At 47.3% G+C, this 18,531-nt stretch carries 18 protein-coding genes and 1 pseudogene; all 19 read right to left on the reverse strand.

The features are described from left to right. Nucleotides 1–36 precede the first annotated feature (36 nt). A complete protein-coding gene (dnaG, locus tag JO375_RS11475; protein ID WP_229524592.1) occupies nucleotides 37–1,911 on the reverse strand; it encodes a DNA primase in 1,875 nt (624 codons plus the stop codon). Then, complete coding sequence (locus JO375_RS11480; protein WP_229524593.1) at nucleotides 1,904–2,380, reverse strand: YaiI/YqxD family protein; 477 nt, start codon at nucleotides 2,378–2,380, stop codon at nucleotides 1,904–1,906. Before JO375_RS11480 ends, dnaG begins: the two co-directional genes overlap by 8 nt. A gap of 118 nt (nucleotides 2,381–2,498) precedes the next feature. After that, nucleotides 2,499–4,574, reverse strand: coding sequence for a glycine--tRNA ligase subunit beta (gene glyS, locus JO375_RS11485; protein WP_229524594.1), 2,076 nt, complete (start codon nucleotides 4,572–4,574; stop codon nucleotides 2,499–2,501). Beyond that, nucleotides 4,567–5,454 (reverse strand): glycine--tRNA ligase subunit alpha, encoded by an 888-nt coding sequence (gene glyQ / locus JO375_RS11490; protein ID WP_229524595.1) that lies wholly within the window; start codon nucleotides 5,452–5,454, stop codon nucleotides 4,567–4,569. Before glyQ ends, glyS begins: the two co-directional genes overlap by 8 nt. 398 nt (nucleotides 5,455–5,852) lie before the next feature. Beyond that, a complete protein-coding gene (gene recO / locus JO375_RS11495; protein ID WP_229524596.1) occupies nucleotides 5,853–6,605 on the reverse strand; it encodes a DNA repair protein RecO in 753 nt (250 codons plus the stop codon). Between the two features lie 42 nt (nucleotides 6,606–6,647). Continuing rightward, the gene (locus tag JO375_RS11500; protein WP_229524597.1) at nucleotides 6,648–6,785 is read right to left on the reverse strand and encodes a YqzL family protein; all 138 of its coding nucleotides are present in this window, start codon (nucleotides 6,783–6,785) and stop codon (nucleotides 6,648–6,650) included. 522 nt (nucleotides 6,786–7,307) lie between these two features. Then, nucleotides 7,308–8,210: a GTPase Era gene (gene era, locus JO375_RS11505; protein ID WP_229524598.1), complete on the reverse strand. Its 903-nt coding sequence runs from the start codon at nucleotides 8,208–8,210 to the stop codon at nucleotides 7,308–7,310. A 56-nt stretch (nucleotides 8,211–8,266) separates the two neighbouring features. Beyond that, complete coding sequence (locus tag JO375_RS11510) at nucleotides 8,267–8,641, reverse strand: diacylglycerol kinase family protein (RefSeq protein WP_229524599.1); 375 nt, start codon at nucleotides 8,639–8,641, stop codon at nucleotides 8,267–8,269. After that, nucleotides 8,641–9,138 (reverse strand): rRNA maturation RNase YbeY, encoded by a 498-nt coding sequence (ybeY, locus tag JO375_RS11515; RefSeq protein ID WP_229524600.1) that lies wholly within the window; start codon nucleotides 9,136–9,138, stop codon nucleotides 8,641–8,643. The genes JO375_RS11510 and ybeY overlap by 1 nt, the downstream gene beginning before the upstream one ends. A gap of 52 nt (nucleotides 9,139–9,190) precedes the next feature. Next, a complete protein-coding gene (locus tag JO375_RS11520; protein ID WP_229524601.1) occupies nucleotides 9,191–11,437 on the reverse strand; it encodes an HD family phosphohydrolase in 2,247 nt (748 codons plus the stop codon). 95 nt (nucleotides 11,438–11,532) lie between these two features. Beyond that, nucleotides 11,533–12,504, reverse strand: coding sequence for a PhoH family protein (locus tag JO375_RS11525; RefSeq protein ID WP_229524602.1), 972 nt, complete (start codon nucleotides 12,502–12,504; stop codon nucleotides 11,533–11,535). Nucleotides 12,505–12,510: 6 nt separating this feature from the next. Continuing rightward, nucleotides 12,511–13,704 (reverse strand): sporulation protein YqfD, encoded by a 1,194-nt coding sequence (yqfD, locus tag JO375_RS11530; protein ID WP_229524603.1) that lies wholly within the window; start codon nucleotides 13,702–13,704, stop codon nucleotides 12,511–12,513. Continuing rightward, entirely contained in the window at nucleotides 13,701–13,994 is a 294-nt protein-coding gene (gene yqfC / locus JO375_RS11535) for a sporulation protein YqfC (protein ID WP_229524604.1), read from the reverse strand. Before yqfC ends, yqfD begins: the two co-directional genes overlap by 4 nt. Nucleotides 13,995–14,215: 221 nt before the next feature. Further along, a pseudogene (locus JO375_RS11540) lies at nucleotides 14,216–14,335 on the reverse strand (hypothetical protein); the annotation flags it as partial. A 180-nt stretch (nucleotides 14,336–14,515) separates the two neighbouring features. After that, nucleotides 14,516–15,112, reverse strand: coding sequence for a hypothetical protein (locus JO375_RS11545; protein WP_229524605.1), 597 nt, complete (start codon nucleotides 15,110–15,112; stop codon nucleotides 14,516–14,518). 45 nt (nucleotides 15,113–15,157) lie between these two features. After that, nucleotides 15,158–16,159, reverse strand: a complete 1,002-nt coding sequence (gene floA / locus JO375_RS11550) for a flotillin-like protein FloA (protein WP_322098724.1) — start codon at nucleotides 16,157–16,159, stop codon at nucleotides 15,158–15,160. A 44-nt stretch (nucleotides 16,160–16,203) separates the two neighbouring features. Next, nucleotides 16,204–17,568 carry an NfeD family protein gene (locus JO375_RS11555; protein WP_229524606.1) on the reverse strand — a complete coding sequence of 455 codons (1,365 nt, stop codon included), beginning with the start codon at nucleotides 17,566–17,568 and terminating at the stop codon, nucleotides 16,204–16,206. A 243-nt stretch (nucleotides 17,569–17,811) separates the two neighbouring features. Beyond that, nucleotides 17,812–18,255: a GatB/YqeY domain-containing protein gene (locus tag JO375_RS11560; RefSeq protein WP_229524607.1), complete on the reverse strand. Its 444-nt coding sequence runs from the start codon at nucleotides 18,253–18,255 to the stop codon at nucleotides 17,812–17,814. 16 nt (nucleotides 18,256–18,271) lie between these two features. Continuing rightward, nucleotides 18,272–18,445: a 30S ribosomal protein S21 gene (gene rpsU, locus JO375_RS11565; RefSeq protein WP_005547957.1), complete on the reverse strand. Its 174-nt coding sequence runs from the start codon at nucleotides 18,443–18,445 to the stop codon at nucleotides 18,272–18,274. Nucleotides 18,446–18,531 lie beyond the last annotated feature (86 nt).

Below are 18,531 nucleotides of genomic sequence, written 5' to 3' on the forward strand. Positions count from 1 at the left end.
CTCCCTCCTCCCTAGAAACATCCGACCTTTGTGTGTTCATTGTCTCTCTAGGGCTATAATCTCACTTGCAATTTGTGCTGCACGCAAAAAGTCGCCTGCGCGCTCAGCAGATCTCATTTCTTCCCTCTTCAAATCCAGTTGCTCCTGCAATGGAAATTTTCGCACCTGACGGATATAATCATCCAAAATGTGTGGTGCCCATACGCCTGGAGCATCCATCATCATGATCGAACTTACGTTCTTCTCCAGCCGATCATCTTGCAAAGATGAAATAAAACGGCTTGTATCCGGTAACTTCCCTTGTGCGTAATAGGCGTATAGATAAGCAGCAATTGCTGCATGATCCTCAATATTAAAGGCGTCTCCCAGGTGCTTTTCTACATACTCTGCAGCTTCCAGATCCTGCATCATCCAGTGAAGCAGTCTGCGTTCCGCCACATGATAAGCCGGGAGCAGATTAGGTGTGGAGACCTGCCCTTTTTTATGCCTACCATTATTCCACCCATTTTCGTTATTATCCCCAAAGTCCTGTTTTTTTTGCAGGGAATGGCGGAGTATATTGCATTCTTGCTTTAAAGTTTCAAAATCCACCTTGACTTCGGCTGATACTTCGCGCAAATATACTTCCCGCTCAGTCGGGGATGACAGAGGTGCGATGACATTTAATGCTTCGCGGGAATACGCGATTCTTCCTTCTTCTTCTTGCAGTATATGGTTTTTTCTCAGATATATAAGCTTAAATTTCACCGTTGAAACTGCACTTTCGATAATTTGGCGCTGAAAACGTTCGCCGCCGTATTGCCGGATAAATTCATCCGGGTCCATACCGTCACTTAACAGCGCTACCTTAACGTGAAGTCCCGCCTTTTCCAGCAGCGGAAAATTTTTAAGTGCAGCAGCTTGTCCTGCCCGGTCACCATCATAACAAATGATGACCTCGTCGCACAGTCCCTTTAACATCGTAGCATGATGCTCCGTCAAGGCTGTGCCCATGGCGGCCACTCCATTCTGGACGCCCGCTTCCCATGCAGAGATAACATCACCGTAGCCTTCAAAAAGAACGCTCTGACGAAGCTTGCGAATTGAGGTTTTGGCATGATGAAGATTGTACAGCGTTCGGCTCTTGTTGAACAGCTTCGTCTCCGGTGAGTTCAAGTACTTCGGCTGTCCCTCACCAAGAATACGTCCTGCAAAGGCAATCACCTTTCCATTACGGTTCCAGATGGGAAACATAATACGATCTCTGAATCGGTCCACATACCCATCACCCTCATGTCGTGGAGAAATAAGTCCTCCCTTTTCCATCTCTACAGGATCAAAGGAACGCTTCTCCAGAAACTGCACAATCGTATCCCATCTGTTCGGTGCATAGCCAATTTGGAATTGGTCAATGATCTTGTCACTGAACCCCCGGGCTCGTAAATATTCCATAGCTGGTTTGCCGTGCTCCGTATTTTTAAGCAAAAAATGGTACATCTTAGAAGTCAGCTCATATGCTTGCAACAGCCTGTCCAACTCAGGATGCTGATGCGACGACTCACGTCCCTGCCATTCGCCGAGAGGGATATGACTTTCTTCCGCCATCGTCTTTACAGCTTCGGGAAAGGATAGTCCTTCGATTTCCATCATAAATTTGATGGCATTGCCTCCCGCGCCGCAGCCGTAGCAGTAAAAAATCTGACGATCCGGTGTCACGGTGAATGAAGGGGTTTTTTCGGAATGAAAAGGACAGAGGCCTTTCATATACTTCCCCTGCTTGGTCAAATGCACGTACTTGCTTACCGTGTCTACAATATCATGATGCTGTAAAACCGCCTCAATGATATCGTCCGGTATATTGCCTTGTCCGGCACTCATATTAACCACCTTCATCTCTTTAGCACGTAAATATAATTCGATACCGTTATTCATTCTCCTGCAAGGATAGTAAAAGTTTTGTCAGTTTATGTTGAAAAAGTTCGCGATCCTCTAATGTAAAGGGTTTAGGACCTTTCCCATGACGTCCTTTTTTCCGTTCCTTGGCAGCAGTATGACGGCGGTCAAGCATAAAATCAATCGAATCGTTTCGATACATAGTTCCACGAAAAGATATTACTTCACAACCCTTAGCCAAGGCAAGAGCCGCAAGACCGTAATCGTTGGTCGTTACAATATCTCCTCTTCGGATATGATTGGCAATATAGAGATCAGCACTTTGGTCGCTCCGATCCACTTTCACGACAGTCACGCCTTTACTGCCCTGGATGAGATGATCATACGAGGATACCATAATAACCTGAATATGGAAACAGGAAGCCGTTTCTGCAATTTCGTTTTTAACGGGACAAGCATCCCCGTCAACAACGATCCGGACACCTGATAAATCCCCAGATATATCCATAAGTATCCCCCAACTTCATCGATTCGAGTAAAATACGGAACGGCTGCAAGATCACTCTTACAGCGTTCCGTATATTTATACCCATTTTTTCAAGTTGTTCATACTATGACTACTGTGTTTAACCGACAAGCTTGGAAAAATCAGCAAAGCGCTTCAGCTCTGAATCAATGACAGCCAGCAAAGCCAAGCGATTATTACGGACAGCATCATCCTCAGCCATAACCATCACGGAATCAAAAAATGCCGTTATCGCAGAAGTAATGGATGAAGCAAGCTCCAGGGCTCGTGTCGCATCGCCTTGCTGCAGTGCTGCACTGTATGATTCATGAATACCATGCCATGCTTCATAAAGCGCCTTTTCGCCCTGTTCGGTAAATTCGTCCGAATTCACTGACTTATGAACTGCCTTGGAAGCCAGATTACTCACACGGTTAAATGACTCTATGGTTGACTTGAACTGATCACCTGTTTGTACCGCAGCCATTAACGCAGCCCCGCGATTGACAACAGAAGCCACATCATCAAAGCCTGCTGCGAGCACAGCGTCCACGACGTCATAACGAAGAGTCTCAGACAACAGTTTTTTCACGCGCAAACCAAAAAAGTCATGTAATTCTTTACGTATTTCATCGGCGGAGCGTTTCATATTTCCAAGGTTCAGGTGCACATCGATCGCGATATTGAACACATCAGACAACGTGGCTGAGAGCTTGCAGTCCAGCAAGATCTGCACAATCCCTGCAGCCTGACGCCGCAGCGCATAAGGATCCTGCGAGCCGGTCGGAATAATACCGATGGAAAAGCAGCCTGTAATTGTATCTATTTTATCAGCAATGCTTACAATCGCCCCAGCATTCGTAGAAGGAACGGTTTCTCCGGCAAAACGTGGCTGATAATGCTCAAAGACTGCTTTTGCCACTTCTTCCTTCTCTCCAGCCTTCCGGGCGTAATCTTCACCCATCACACCTTGCAGTTCCGGGAACTCATACACCATTTGTGTTACAAGGTCAAATTTACAAATATCTGCAGCCCGGCTAACCGATTCCTGTGTGTCCGGGGAAACGCGAAGCTTCGCAGCCAGCATATCGGCTATACGGCGGATCCGCCGCACCTTATCTCCAACTGTCCCCAGTTCCTCGTGAAAGACGATGCTTTCCAGCTTGGAGAGGGCATCCTTGATTTCAAGCTTCTGATCTTCTTCATAAAAGAATTTGGCGTCAGACAGCCGTGCACGCAGTACTTTTTCGTTCCCTTTCGCAATAACGTCCAGCGATTGGCTTCCCCCGTTACGCACTGTAACAAAGAAAGGCAACAGTTCGCCAGCGCTGTCTAACACCGGGAAGTAGCGTTGATGCTCACGCATGGAAGTAATCAGTACATCCTTCGGAATATTCAGGAACGAAGGATCAAAACCTCCAAACAGCACCGTTGGCGTTTCAACCAAAAACAATACTTCTTCCAGCAAATCATCCTTTATCGCAATCGTCCAGCCTTTTTCGGCTGCCAGCGCTTCAATCTGTTTCACAATAAGTGCTTGACGCTCCTCAATATCTACGATGACATGCTGCTTGCGAAGCACCTCAACATAGTCAGCGGGATGCTCTACCACGGCGTCCTGCCCAAGGAAGCGATGGCCTCTGGTCACATTTCCGGACTGTACTCCGGCAATTTCCAAGTTGATAACATCACTGCCAAACAAAGCAATCAACCAACGGATCGGACGAACAAACTTAAAGTCATAGCTTGCCCAACGCATGAATTTAGGGAATGTCATCGCATGTAAAATGTGCAGCAAGCCTTCGGAAAGCACTTCGGCTGTCGGCACACCTACGCTGCTTTTTGTCGCATAAATATATTCGACGCCGCCAAGCTCCTTGAATGTAAACTGCTCAGGATCAACTCCCTGACTACGGGCAAAACCAAGAGCAGCCTTGCTCCAGTTGCCGGCTTCATCAAGCGCGATTTTGCGGGAAGGACCTTTAACTTCTTCGTTGATGTCCTCTTGCTTCTCTGCCACTTCTTTAACCAACACTGCCAAGCGGCGAGGTGTAGCATAAGCCTCGATAGTACCATAAGCAATGCGCGAGCTGTCAAGCCATGTCGCCATACGCTCCTTCAACTGCTGAATCGCATTCGGGATAAAACGTGCCGGCACTTCTTCCAGACCGATCTCAAACAATAGATCTTTAGACATGTGCCGCACCTCCTTTCTTCAACAGCGGGAAGCCCAGCTTCTCGCGTTCCTCGAGATAGGTTGCAGCCACCTGACGCGCCAAATTCCGCACCCGAATAATAAATCCGGTTCGTTCCGTCACACTGATTGCCCCGCGTGCGTCCAACAAGTTGAACGTATGAGAGCATTTCAGCACATAATCATAGGCTGGAAATACAAGATGCTGCGCCATCGCCTTATTTGCTTCTTCTTCATACATGTTAAATAGAGTGAAGAGCATTTTTACATCAGATACTTCAAATGTATATTTGGAATGCTCGAATTCAGGCTGATGGAAGACATCACCGTATGTGATTCCATTAACCCACTCCAGATCAAACACATTTTCCTTGTCCTGGATGTAGGAAGCAAGACGCTCCATACCATACGTAATTTCAACAGCGACCGGACTGGCATCAATGCCGCCTACTTGCTGGAAATACGTAAATTGGGTAATTTCCATCCCGTCGAGCCATACTTCCCAGCCTAGTCCCCAGGCTCCCAGCGTAGGTGCTTCCCAGTTATCTTCAACAAAACGGATATCATGCTCCAAGGGGTTGATTCCTAGACGATTCAAACTCTCCAGATACAATTCCTGAATATTGTCGGGCGAAGGCTTCAAGACCACTTGAAATTGATGGTGCTGATACAGACGATTCGGATTCTCCCCGTAACGACCGTCTGATGGGCGGCGAGAAGGTTCAACATAGGCTACGTTCCACGGCTCAGGCCCGATCGAACGCAAATACGTCATCGGATTCATTGTGCCTGCGCCTTTTTCCGTGTCATACGGCTGTACAATAATACAATTTTGCTCGGCCCAAAATTGTTGCAGCGTTAAAATCATCTGCTGAAAGTTCATGGTACACGCTCCTTTTTTAATAACCTTAAATGACTGTGATATCTACTTAAATGCTCGTATGTACAGGGCTGCCTATTTTCAACATGCCTTGCCAGAGACAGCAAAAAGCCCCCGCCTCTACGCCTGTACAGACGTAGGGACGAGAGCTGACTCCCGCGGTTCCACCCTACTTGATTGCGATCTTACATCACCAGTCAGATCGTAATCCTCTTTTCCGTGTCCATTCAGACGCTCCCGAGTGCCTGTTCACGAAAAATTCCCGCTGGGCTTACACCGTCCCCAACTCGCTAACTCAGAGAATAATTCTCGCTACTTTCTCGTTCAATGCATCTGCTCCCAAAGGAGATATAGTAGGATATTACACGTTTTCAGCAGCACAGTCAAGAGATCGGAGGATTTTACATATCATACTTGTCGAGCTGATCCAGAAAGTTCCGGGACTTTAGTTTGACTTCCAGCTGCATATCCATGAACTGACGCATGACATGCTTGATCTCCAGCTTGGTCGATTCCTTCACGTCAATGCTGCCAAGCCGGTTTAAATCCATTCTGGCGAACAAGCGCAGCAACTTCAGCGTACGTGGAGCGACGCTCAAAGCAGTCGGATCAAAATGCTTGCAGCTTCGACTCAAAACCCCGCCCAGCCTGGGACTGATAAGCATATCCTCATCAGCACATGATTGGCCGCTTGAAATGCAGGCATCCAGCTGCGGAGCATATCCTGCTGCCTGTAGTATTTTAAATTCATAAATACTCATAACAATCACTGGATCTTTGTCATTCTCCAGCGCCTCCAGGCATGCTTTAAGCTGCTTAAACCAGAATGCGCCAGTTTCTTCATCCTGCAGCACCCGGTCAAGCAGCTCACAGGCATACGAGGCATAAGCAGCCTTGGTAATATCCTCACGCAAGATATGGTGAGATTGAATGATTTCACCGGCATTCAACGTGCCTAAGCCTGTATTTCGAAAGTAAACGAATTCACCATACGTAAATGGCTGCGTTAAAGCAGCATGACGGCTTTTGGACTTTTTGGCTCCTCTGACCAGTACGCCAACTTTACCTCCGTTTTCGGTGCAAAGCGTAATAATTTTGTTCCCCTCACCGTAATCCATGCTGCGGATGACGATTCCTTCCACCCTGTAAAGCATGCCTCTTCCCCCAAACATTCGCGAAGAAGCCAGTGGCTTGCGCTATTCACAGGCTTCTTCATGCTCGTCCGACGCTCCCTCATCCGTGTCCTGCTCCCTTATCCCGGCGCTCTCCCTGTATAACAGATACGCACCGACATCTCCAGTCATCGTAAAATACTTCCACGAAAAATCTCGCAATCGTATTCATCCTTTCTTCGGAAATGACGTCTGTGCATCTCAAAAGATAGGATGATGCGAAGAGGGGAGAAGTATGCGATGAAATAAATGGCTGTCCTAAAAGGATGCTGTATGCTGTGTTGAGACGCTCCGCGAATGATTTGATCTTACGATCGCTGTTACCCCCGAATTTATTTGAATGTACAAACATACAAAGGGTTAAATTCGGGGGTAAAGGCGAACGCTGACGCTTCTTCAGATTCAAATCCCTCCGCCCCGCTTCAACGTGCACGCAGTTACATAACCTTTTTCAAAAAACGCACCTTATTTCATCGCTGGAAAAATGAATTAAAAGAGCAAGAGTTAAGCGCCGCACATGCGCGGCGCTTGGAATGACCAAAAAGGCGTGCTACTTATGCCTATGGTAGAGATCAGGACGGCTTTTTAAAGCAACCATGGCATATTTATATTTAATTAATAAAAAACAATTGAAAAGCCTCTTCAAGCGCTTAAAACTAGAGCTCTTATAACTGGGCGTGCTTTTTAAGCATTGTGGTGAAAGCCGAGGTCACGCAGCACACGTTCCTGGTTGCGCCAGTCTTTTTTAACCTTAACCCACAGCTCGAGGAATATTTTGGACCCCAGCAAATTTTGGATATCCTGGCGTGCCTGTTTCCCTACCTCTTTGAGCATAGCCCCTTGTTTCCCGATAATGATCCCCTTTTGGGAATCCCGTTCCACAAAAATAACAGCCATAATATGCACTACACCGTTATCCTGCACTTTCATGTCTTCAATCGTGACTGCAATAGAGTGCGGTATTTCCTCACGGGTCATATGCAAAATCTTCTCCCGGATCAGCTCGGCAATAACGAACTGTTCGGGGTGGTCGGTAATTTGGTCATCCGGGTAATACTGCGGACCTTCTGGCAAGTATTTTTGCACCTGCTCCAGCAAGCGGTCTACGTTGTTACCCATTTTAGCAGAGATCGGCACAATTTCTGCAAAATCATACAGCTTACGGTACTGCTCAATCAACGGCAATAACGCTTCCGGCTCAATGCGGTCAATTTTATTCAAAACCAGAATCACCGGCGTTTTCACTTGTTTTAGCTGTTCCGCTATAAAACGGTCGCCTCCGCCTAACCCTTCAGCGGCATCAATAAGAAAAAGCACCGTTTCTACTTCACCTAATGTATTAAAGGCGGTTTGATTCATGTAATCGCCCAATTTAGACTGGCGTTTGTGAATCCCCGGTGTATCCAAAAATACAATTTGTGTATCCTCTGTCGTGTATACCCCATGAATTTTGTTACGTGTCGTTTGCGGCTTGTCCGACATAATCGCAATCTTTTGACCAATCACATGGTTCATGAGGGTTGATTTTCCTACATTGGGTCTGCCGACAATAGCGACAAAGCCTGACTTAAAGTGTTTCTTAACCATTTCGTTTCCTCCAGCGTTATTAGCGCCTTTTTTCATTTTCGTTTTGTTATTTTCGTTTACATAAGCTGACGAATGAGCGTCAATAAAGGCCTGTAAAATACAAATATACCAATAATTACAGCAAACACCGCTGCCAGAAGCACGGCTCCGGCGGCGGTGTCTTTAGCCGCTTTGGCCAGCGGATGAATATCAGGTGAGATGAGATCCACTGCTGCTTCGACAGCGGTATTGATCAGCTCGGCCACAGTGACTAAGGCCATTGCAACGCAGACAAATAACCAGTCGAGCCGGGAAATGCGCAGGATTAGGCCTGCTATGATGACTAGAAGCGCCGCGGCCACATGTATTCGCATATTTATTTGCGTACGCAGAGCGTAGATCACTCCTTCTGCCGCATAGCGAAAGGTCATTCTCCAAGGCTGGCGTCTCATTACCGCGTCAACCCCACTTGAGCCAGTACGGCTTCCTGTTTACCCATCATTTCAGCTTCACTCACCTCATCCTGATGATCGTAGCCTAACAGATGCAAAAAACCGTGAACAAACAAAAAGCCGATTTCACGTTCAATTGAATGTCCATATTCTTCGCTTTGAGCCTGCGCTGTCTGTACAGAGATAATAATATCACCCAGCACATCGGGTACATCCTCCAATGGATTGTCTTCCAGCGGATCGTAGATGATTTCGAGCTCTTCATCCAGTGTCTCCTTCATCGCAAACGACAACACATCGGTGGGACGATCGATTCCCCGATAATCCCTGTTCAGCTCATGAATTTGTTCATCATTAACGAAGGTAAGAGCTACCTCACCGTCCGTTATCCCTTCCACCTTGCCCGCCTCTTCTAATAAGGTGTTCAACAGTGCGATCAAGGATTCATTAATTATCATATCGTTTTGTTCATTATTCCAGGCTAATTGAAGGCCCATGCCAACCGCTCCTTTAATTCTTAGTGCTCCAGCCGTGCTTTACAACGATTTGTTAAGCTTTCTCATTCTCAGGCTTGGGTCTTTCTTCGGGATACTCAATGCGGGAATGAAAAATCCCCATTACGGTTTCTTTGAGCGTCTGGGCTATAATATCAAGCTCCCGCATAGTCAGCTCACAGTCATTAAACTGGTGATCATCAAGTCGGCTTTTAATGATCTTTTCAATCATTGACTCTACCTGTTGCACCGTTGGCTTGCGCAAGGAACGAACTGCTGCTTCCACGCTATCAGCGATCCCTACGACAGCAGCCTCTTTGGACTGTGCCTTGGGTCCGGGATAACGAAAATCATCCTCAGTGAAGTCAGGCTCGACACCGCGCTCTTCCGCCTCACGCAATGCCTTATGATAAAAATAGTGCAGGAATGTCGTTCCATGATGCTGTTCGGCAATATCACGAATCGGCTTGGGAATCTTGTAATCCAATTGCATTTCCACACCGTCACGGGCATGGGCAATAATAATGGACTTGCTCAGCTTCGGCTCTATTGTATCATGCGGATTCTCCATGCCGTTCTGATTTTCAATGAAATACGAAGGGCGCTTGGTTTTACCAATGTCATGATAATACGAACCAACCCGGCACAACAAGCCATTTGCCCCTATCGCTTCCGCAGCGGCCTCCGACAGATTCCCCACCATTACGCTATGGTGATATGTCCCCGGTGTCTCTGTCAACAGCTTGCGCAGCAGCGGATGGTTGGGGTTAGACAGCTCCACAAGCTTTAACGCCGATAAGATGCCGAAGGTGGACTCAAAAAACGGCATTAACCCGATCACAAGTATCGCCGTAATCAGACCGCCTGCAAAAGCAAAGGCTACTCCATAGAGCGTTGTCGTTTGAGTCCAGTTGACCTGATCAATCAGCGCCAGCGAAAAAACAGCCAAGGCACCAAACAAGCACACCATAATGGTTCCTTTAAACAGTGTTGAACGCTGACTGGCCCGGTGGGTTGAGAAAATGGCTGCCAGACAGACCACAAGGGCAAAAAATCCAAAATTAAAGTCAAAAATTTGTCCCTGGCGGACATTCAATATGACACTTGCCAATATACTGAAAACAACAGCACAAACAAAAGCGAGCGACATATCAAGCAACAGCGTTGCGAGCATCGCTCCAAGCGCGATCGGCGCCAGGTAGCCAAGATAGGAACGTTCACCATCTTGCAGTATAGAAACCAACAGCATCGCCCCTTCTGTAATCACAAAGATCAATACCAGCATGAGCAGCTGTGCATTATTATACTTAAAGTTTCGTGTACGTGATTGAAATTGGCGAATATACATGAACAGGCCCAGAGCCAGCATTGTGGACAGCATCAATAGGCCGAATTGTGGCCAATAGTTGATTTTATCCTTGAGCAGCTCATTCTCATCCAGCAATGTATAGATTTCCTGGGTAATAATCTCACCCTTCTTGACGAGAACTTCACCTTGCTTAATGTAAACCGTTGGTGTATCTTCACGAGCCTGCACCTTGGCATCCTTTGTAGCTGTATCATCATAAAACTTGTTGGCTGTAATCACAAGCCTTGCAAGCTCCTGAACAACCTCCCGGGAGATACGCTTCGTAAGCGAGCTTGTACTAACCCGTTCTGCCACCTTGGCTCGGGCCGTCTGGGCATCCGTAATCTGGTCATTCATAAGACCTGTCACAATCTCACGGGCTACGGGGCGCATCTCGGCAATATCCTCAGATGTGAGCCGCGGAATTTTAATGAACGTTTCCTCTGGAATACGGTACGTTTGCTCCTTCGTTTTTTGCAGCACTTCATCCAGCAGCTTATCCGGATACGCATCTGCATTACGGCTGTTATTCACAAAATTTTGCACAAAATCCCTTGCACGCTGGGGAATTTCATCCTTGTAAATCGAAATCTTGTCCGCTCTGGATACCTGATCATCCTGATTGAGTCGTTCAATCCGGTCCAAAATACCAGCAATCAGGTTATCGTTACGAATCGGTACAATGGTATATATAGGTTGCACTCGCTCAGCAGCTTCTTCTTGCGCCTTCAAAGTCGCCTTACTGTTTGGAAGCTGCATAGGAGCGACAATTTCCTTTTCACTCGGTTGGTTTATCTGGATATCATAGCGTTCGGGAAGCAATTTGGGTGCCAAACCTGCATAGAAAAGAACAACCAAAAATAAAAACAGAAGATAGCGTGTTACCACGCTATACTTCCATCCATTCATTCTATGTTGTAATGTTTTGGGGTTAGACAATTCCTTCGAGGTCATCTAAAACAATCCCTCTCCATCATCTTTTTCAAGACAGCTACGCTGCTTATCTTATTTTGGTGAACGTTACCTTACCACCTTTGCAATCTGGACTTCTAGCCCAGATTTTCAGTAGCCCGGTCATAAGCAACAATGATTTTCTGAACCAGGGAATGACGGACAACATCCTCTTCCGCAAACTGGACAAAGCCGATTTCCTCAATTCCTTCCAAAACCGTACGCGCTTCAATCAAACCGGATTTTTTGCCGCGTGGCAAATCAATTTGTGTAACATCGCCGGTGATGACCATTTTTGAGCCGAATCCAAGCCGTGTCAAAAACATTTTCATTTGCTCCGGTGTCGTATTTTGCGCTTCATCCAAAATAATAAAAGAGTCATCCAGCGTGCGTCCCCGCATATAGGCCAAAGGGGCGATTTCGATCAACCCGCGCTCCAGCGCCTTCGCTGTCTGCTCTGGACCCATCACATCGTATAGCGCATCATACAACGGCCGCAGATACGGATCAACCTTTTCCTGTAAATCTCCAGGCAAAAAGCCCAGATTTTCACCGGCTTCCACTGCAGGCCGAGTCAGTATAATCCGCTTGACCGAGCCTTCCTTCAGGGCAGCCACGGCCAGCACTACAGCCAGATACGTTTTCCCCGTGCCCGCCGGTCCAATGCCGAATACAATATCACGTTTTTTAATTGTTGTTACATAGTGTTTTTGTCCAATCGTTTTGACCCGGATCGGCTTGCCGCGAAACGTAGTCGTAATTTCTCCCTTGAATAAATCAAGCAACTGATCCGCACGCAAATCTTTTGCCAGATCAATCGCATAATGGACGTCTCTTTCGGTCAGGATATACCCATTACGAATTAACTGGAGAAGCACGTCGAACAATTGTTCAAGCACTTCCACCTCGTGAGCGTTGCCAAAAACATTCACTTCCGCCTCACGAGATGCTATTTTCGCGGGAATAGCCGCTTCAATCAATTTTAAAAAGGAATCCTGCGGGCCGAAAAGCGCCTGTCCTTCTCCCGCATTGTTCAATGCAATTTGTATGCTGCGTTGTTGTTCTGCCAAATAGCCTCATTCTCCTTGGTTATGAACTAACGGAAGTTCTTCCGCAATATCCTGCTCCACTTCAAAAAGCACTTTCATATAAACTTTACCATTCTCTCTCTTCTCATGCAAAATTTTTTGGCTCATTATTTTCGTTCCTTTGCCGTATTTGGCCAAAATATCGGCACGTGCTCCATCTATGCCCACCTTTTTTGCCTCTGCTTCTGTAAGCTTTTCCTCCTGTATCTTTGTCTCTCTTACTCTTTCGGTCATCCACCCAATCGGAAGTTTATAGGAGCGCCACATTAACGGGTCATGCTCAACGGTTGTTTTATGCGCCGAAAAGGGGATCTCCCCATATCCCCACAATTGCACTGCACGGTTACCCAACACCAGATATAATCGGTCATGGATATTTCCGGTATATGTACTGCTGCGCCGAACCATAGGGCTGCTGATTTCATATTCGTGCCATACAAGACCTTTTATCTCCCCCTTGGCTACGACCTGCTGCTGATTCTCCTCATCTCCAAGCGTTCCTGAAATGAGAATGGCTCCTTTTTTAACACGTGTATTCTTATGCACGACAGGGCGGCCCTGCTCGGCGTAAATTTCAGTAATTACCGCGTCGGCGTTGCTGATAAGATGACGCGGGCTGTAAAGTGGTGCAGGAGTAGGCTGCGAGGCTTCGACAACCTGAATTGTCACGGATGTTCCCTGCTTCTCCACACCGATCCAGGATGCCTGAGGCAGCCTCTGCATGAGCGCACGCGAAAGCTTGTCCTGACTGGAAAGACGAAAGCTCCATTGAAATGGATAAAGCCCCTCCTGCCGGGCAGCTTTGAGTACCGCTTCCGCCGGGAGCTTGTCATTTCCCTTCACTTCAATATCCCATACAAGTGATGACATCAGAAGGAGAGCTATCCAAAACAGAGCCAGTCCAGCCAGAAAAAATTTGCGTTTGGCAAGCCGGGCTGCGGTGAAGGGAAAACCTTGCCGCTTCAGAATATGCATTTTACAGCCTGTCTTTCGCAAAAGCGGGCGCAGCAGAAAGACGTGCGGCAACAGAAGGTTCATTTCTGCATGTCTCGTACCCATCGGCCGCACGTCCCAAACGGGTATTTGATGCTCGGTGAGCAAATTGATGAAAGCCTCCACACTTTCGCCTCTGACGGCAAGCGTCACCGTGCCACGCAGCTTTGATAAAGCGGGATGTTTCATGAGCCTTCCTCCGTTCCTTCCAATTGAATATGCGTAATCTGTCCTTCCACACTCACCTGGTCTGGCAAAATGGATGTAATGACCAGGTTATGCCCAGACACCCGCAGCCTGCCTTGCGTAAGCGCAAGCACAAGCTGATCCGGTGTAAAATCCATAACCCCCCGGTGATTCTCCACATAAAGCTGGCGACTGCCGATGAGGGTTAACCGCGGCAGGTCAAATAGAATGTCCTGCGGAAGCTCCAGCGTTTCACTGGCCCATTTTCGCAGTTTGCGGCTCATCCGGCTCATACGGCGAAGTCTCCTTTCCGGTCATACCAACAACTGTTATCCAGCGGCTAATGGCTGTTGGTATGGCAGCTACGCTGCTTATTTTCATCCCCTGCTACTGTCATTTTCCACCAGCGCCGCAGATATCTGTACTGTACATTTTATGATCCGGTCATCGCATTTATGAGGCAAAACTGACAAATCGCAGCAACCCTGGATTGCCTTATAAGAAGACAGACCTTGGCTCCAATTCCAAGCATGGTTAAATCAAACGCACTCAGTTCCCTCTTAAGTGCTTTTTCTCCCCGTATTGCAGCAACCAGCTGGTCAATCCTCTTTTTTCTGAACAGGCTATTTCTCATGCGTCCCATCCCCTAAATATTTAATTTTTGAGTATCTTGCAGCCGTGTCATATCACCTCGATTTAACGCATATTTCATCTAAATTGGTGTAATTTTCCAGATAAACAGAGTGTAAACAAAGCATTTATGGTTAAAAAAAAGACCCATCACAGCCAACGCCGTAATGGATCTCACTATCGCTTAACGTCTTCCTTTACTCATATAACGTTTGGAACGCGGAGGGCCCAATATTTCGGCCCAAATCACACCTCTGCGAAGCTCATCTGCGTTAAGCGTTCTACGCTCTTGCGCGACTGGCTCCAGCCCATCTGCAATCTCCCCTGACTCCCTCTCTCTCGTTTTGGATATGCCATCAAGGCGGGATAGAACCATTCTTCGCTCTTCTTCCATGACACGAATCCGTTCTTCGAGAGTCAAGCCGCTATCCGGGGATTCCCGGTCCAATTGTGCTTGCATTTCTGTCCGATCGTTCATTTCTTCTTCGATACGACGAGTTTTTATAACTCCCCGTTGCTCATTAGGCAATTGACGCTGCAATTCTCCGCCAGTATCCTGTCTGCTCGTCTGACTTTGCTCCTGTCTATGCTCCGCTGGGATAGGTCTGGTTAATGTCGAGGGCCTGCCGGAACTCTGACCACCGCCAAAGGTAGGCATTCCCTTGCCCGCAGGAGATTTCCGCTCTGTGCCTTGCTTGCTTTTTCCCAGAAAGGATATGAGTGCAAAGCCTATCACGGCCAGGATATACAAATGCTCAAATATCCAGCTGATAAAATTCATTGCTCACCGCCTTGCTGCCGCAATTCATCGGCTATATCCCGCTATTTAATCCCGGTTTTTGCTGTCATTCCCCGAGTTCTCATTTGGTTTGCCTATGGAGCCGCGCATTTGCGTATCTGCTTCGATGTTTTTCAAATTCATATAGTCCATGACACCAAGCTGTCCACCGCGAAGCGCTTCAGCCATAGCCAGCGGCACTTCGGATTCAGATTCTACGACACGCGCTCTCATTTCTACCACACGCGCTTTCATTTCCTGCTCCTGCGCCACAGCCATCGCACGCCGCTCTTCGGCTTTGGCCTGGGCAATACGTTTATCAGCTTCCGCCTGCTCGGTTTGCAGGAAGGCACCGATGTTTTTGCCTACATCGACATCCGCAATATCAATGGACAAAATCTCAAACGCTGTACCGGCATCCAAGCCTTTGGACAATACGGTTCTCGAGATCGAATCCGGGTTCTCCAGTACGTCCTTATGCGAATCACTGGAACCGACGGTTGTAACAATCCCCTCACCGACCCGCGCAATAATCGTTTCTTCTCCTGCACCCCCGACAAGTCGATCAATATTGGCGCGTACCGTGACACGGGCCTTAACTTTTACTTCGATACCATCCTTGGCGACTGCCGCCACAGTAGGTGTCTCAATAACACGCGGATTCACGCTCATTTGGACTGCTTGCAGAACATCCCGTCCCGCCAGGTCAATGGCAGCAGCACGTTCAAATTCAAGCGGAATATTCGCCCGCTGCGCAGCGATCAATGCGTTGATTACACGGTCTACATTACCACCCGCGAGAAAATGGCTTTCCAACTGATTAATATTCAAGCCCAGACCGGCTTTGGTCGCCTTAATAAGCGGATTCACAATTCGACTTGGTATAACGCGGCGCAAACGCATCGCTACCAGTGTGATGATACCAATCCGCACCCCTGAAGCCAATGCCGAAATCCACAGCATCACTGGGAAAAAACTGAAAAACACACTTAATACAATAACCACTACCACGGCAATCAGCAAAACACTGACAATACCCGATTCGAACACTCGCATCATCCTCCATCATTCTAATCCTTCGTTTATTGGCGTGTTTAGACGCTCGTGTCCGCCTTGACTACAATTCGCCCGCCTTCTACTTTGGATACAATTATCGGTGTCTCTGTGGCAATAAACTCGCCATTCGTTACAACATCGACACGCTCATCCGCAATAAGAACCGTGCCGGCCGGACGAAGTGGTGTCAGACTCACGCCCCTCTGTCCTAATAATCCTTCCCGATTCACAACCGAGGAAAAGCCCTGGTCTGCCGTTAAGCTATCTCTAAGTATAAAACGGTTCCATATCCCCCGATCCTTGAATACAATCGCGATAATGGTCACTACAGCAACTGCAGCTACAAAAGCAATTCCCAAAGATATAAATGCATGCTGCATGTCATACGCAGCGCGAACCACACCGGTGACCAAGCTAACAGAACCCAACATCCCCAGAATGCCAAAGCTTGGGATAAACATTTCCAGGATAAGCAAGGCCAGACCGATGATAAACAACAGCCAGGTCTCTGAGCCTGCAAAACCAGCGATATAATTCCCCAAAAAATACAGACCGAACCCGAGCATGCCCAAAATTCCCGGTACGCCAAAACCAGGTACGAGCACTTCTATAACGACACCTGCGATACCGATAAATAAAAGCAATGTCTGCACAATCGGATGAGTTAGTATTTCAGCAGCCTTTTCAGCCGCTGTTTGTTCTACATGAAGTACATCATCCGTGCTGTAGCCCATCCATTGGATCGCCTCTTGCTCTGAAGAAGCGATGTGATCTGCATAACCCAGCTTAAGCGCTTCCTCGCTGGTTAAAGAAATGATCTGGCCTTGTTCCTTTTTAAAATTCAGCTCTGGAATAGCTACGTTCATTTGGGGGTCTACCATCCCCTTCGCAATATCCGGGTTACGTCCGCCAGATTCTGCGGCAGCCATGCTGCTCTTCCACCAGGCTATCGTTTTTGCATCCGTAATAGCCTTCCCTTTACCGTCGACCAACGCTGCTGCTCCGACAATACTTCCCGGCTTCATCACGATCTTATTAGCGCTCAGTGCAATATAGCTGCCCGCCGAAGCCGCCTCGCCCCTGATATAGGCTACGGTCGGGATGGGACTGTTTTTAATCAGTCTACCCAGCTTCTCCGCTGTATCTACCCGTCCGCCGGGCGTGTTAATATCCAGCAAGATCAGACCCGCTTGGGACTCTGCTGCTTCTGCAAATCCACGTTCCATAAAACTGCCCAGACCTTGTTCAATTTCCTGATCCACGGGTATAACGTACACGGCTCCGCCTTTGGCTGCGGCCGCCGCTGATCCGGAACAAAATAAGGGCAGTAGTATAACGGATATCATCATCGATAACGTTAAGAAGATCATTTTGCGGCTGGAGTGATGATGTTCTCTGTGCATTTCTCTCCCCCCTTTCGGTCTCACCTATTACAGCATAACAAACTTTGTTAGGTACACGATACAACATTTTTTACGCTCCCAACAGGCATCACGTTTCATGTAATTATAAGATTGCACCTTCAAAAAGGAGCTTTTCACAACACACTAGATATATGTAGACCCATCTATGGTAAACACGGCAGATATAGAAATAAACACCCTCTGTTCACAGAGGGTGTTTGCGTTTTCCTGTTTGTTGCAGGTTTATTGCAGAAATTGCTGAACCGCTTGGTTCACGAGTTTACCGTCAGCGCGACCTTTTACCTTAGGCATCAAGGCCGACATCACTTTCCCCATCTCGGCTTTCGAAGAAGCACCGGTTTCCTGGATGGTCTGCTGTACAATAACTTTAATTTCTTCTTCTGAAAGTTGTTCAGGAAGGTACTGAGCGATGATCTCTATTTCTGCTTTAGTGTTTGCCGCAAGTTCATCGCGACTGGCTTTTTCAAATTCATGGAGGGCATCTTTTCGCTGTTTGATCTCACGACTCAGAATATCAAGCACTTCGTTGTCGTCCAAGTCTCGTTTCAAATCTATTTCAAGATTTTTAATCGTAGAACGAACCATTCGAATCGTGGAGAGTTTGAACTTGTCCTTACTCTTCATAGCTTGCTTCATATCTTCGTTTAATCGTTCGCTCAAATTCATGGTTGCTCAGCTCCTCCTAGAACTTTCTCTTACGAGCAGCCTCGGACTTTTTCTTGCGCTTTACGCTTGGCTTTTCATAATGCTTGCGTTTCTTCACCTCAGCCAATACGCCATCCTTAGCAATGGAACGTTTAAAGCGACGAAGTGCAGCATCAATTGTCTCGTTTTTGCGAACTTTAGTTTCAGACACCAGTTTTCCCTCCCTCCGACCAGACCGTCCAAAAACAACAACACGGTTCATCAAACTTTATTATAGGTGAAATGGAAACCGGGTGT

It is taken from the genome of Paenibacillus farraposensis (genome assembly GCF_020736845.1).
In the GTDB taxonomy this organism is placed as follows: Bacteria; Bacillota; Bacilli; order Paenibacillales; family Paenibacillaceae; genus Paenibacillus; species Paenibacillus farraposensis.

Bases quoted from the DNA above. Each gene is read 5' to 3' on its own strand.
- dnaG (WP_229524592.1), bottom strand. From the start codon at position 1,911: ATGAATAACGGTATCGAATTATATTTACGTGCTAAAGAGATGAAGGTG.
- JO375_RS11480 (WP_229524593.1), bottom strand. From the start codon at position 2,380: ATGGATATATCTGGGGATTTATCAGGTGTCCGGATCGTTGTTGACGGG.
- glyS (WP_229524594.1), bottom strand. From the start codon at position 4,574: ATGTCTAAAGATCTATTGTTTGAGATCGGTCTGGAAGAAGTGCCGGCA.
- glyQ (WP_229524595.1), bottom strand. From the start codon at position 5,454: ATGAACTTTCAGCAGATGATTTTAACGCTGCAACAATTTTGGGCCGAG.
- recO (WP_229524596.1), bottom strand. From the start codon at position 6,605: ATGCTTTACAGGGTGGAAGGAATCGTCATCCGCAGCATGGATTACGGT.
- era (WP_229524598.1), bottom strand. From the start codon at position 8,210: ATGGTTAAGAAACACTTTAAGTCAGGCTTTGTCGCTATTGTCGGCAGA.
- JO375_RS11510 (WP_229524599.1), bottom strand. From the start codon at position 8,641: ATGAGACGCCAGCCTTGGAGAATGACCTTTCGCTATGCGGCAGAAGGA.
- ybeY (WP_229524600.1), bottom strand. From the start codon at position 9,138: ATGGGCCTTCAATTAGCCTGGAATAATGAACAAAACGATATGATAATT.
- JO375_RS11520 (WP_229524601.1), bottom strand. From the start codon at position 11,437: ATGACCTCGAAGGAATTGTCTAACCCCAAAACATTACAACATAGAATG.
- yqfD (WP_229524603.1), bottom strand. From the start codon at position 13,704: ATGAAACATCCCGCTTTATCAAAGCTGCGTGGCACGGTGACGCTTGCC.
- yqfC (WP_229524604.1), bottom strand. From the start codon at position 13,994: ATGAGCCGGATGAGCCGCAAACTGCGAAAATGGGCCAGTGAAACGCTG.
- JO375_RS11545 (WP_229524605.1), bottom strand. From the start codon at position 15,112: ATGAATTTTATCAGCTGGATATTTGAGCATTTGTATATCCTGGCCGTG.
- JO375_RS11555 (WP_229524606.1), bottom strand. From the start codon at position 17,568: ATGCACAGAGAACATCATCACTCCAGCCGCAAAATGATCTTCTTAACG.
- JO375_RS11560 (WP_229524607.1), bottom strand. From the start codon at position 18,255: ATGAATTTGAGCGAACGATTAAACGAAGATATGAAGCAAGCTATGAAG.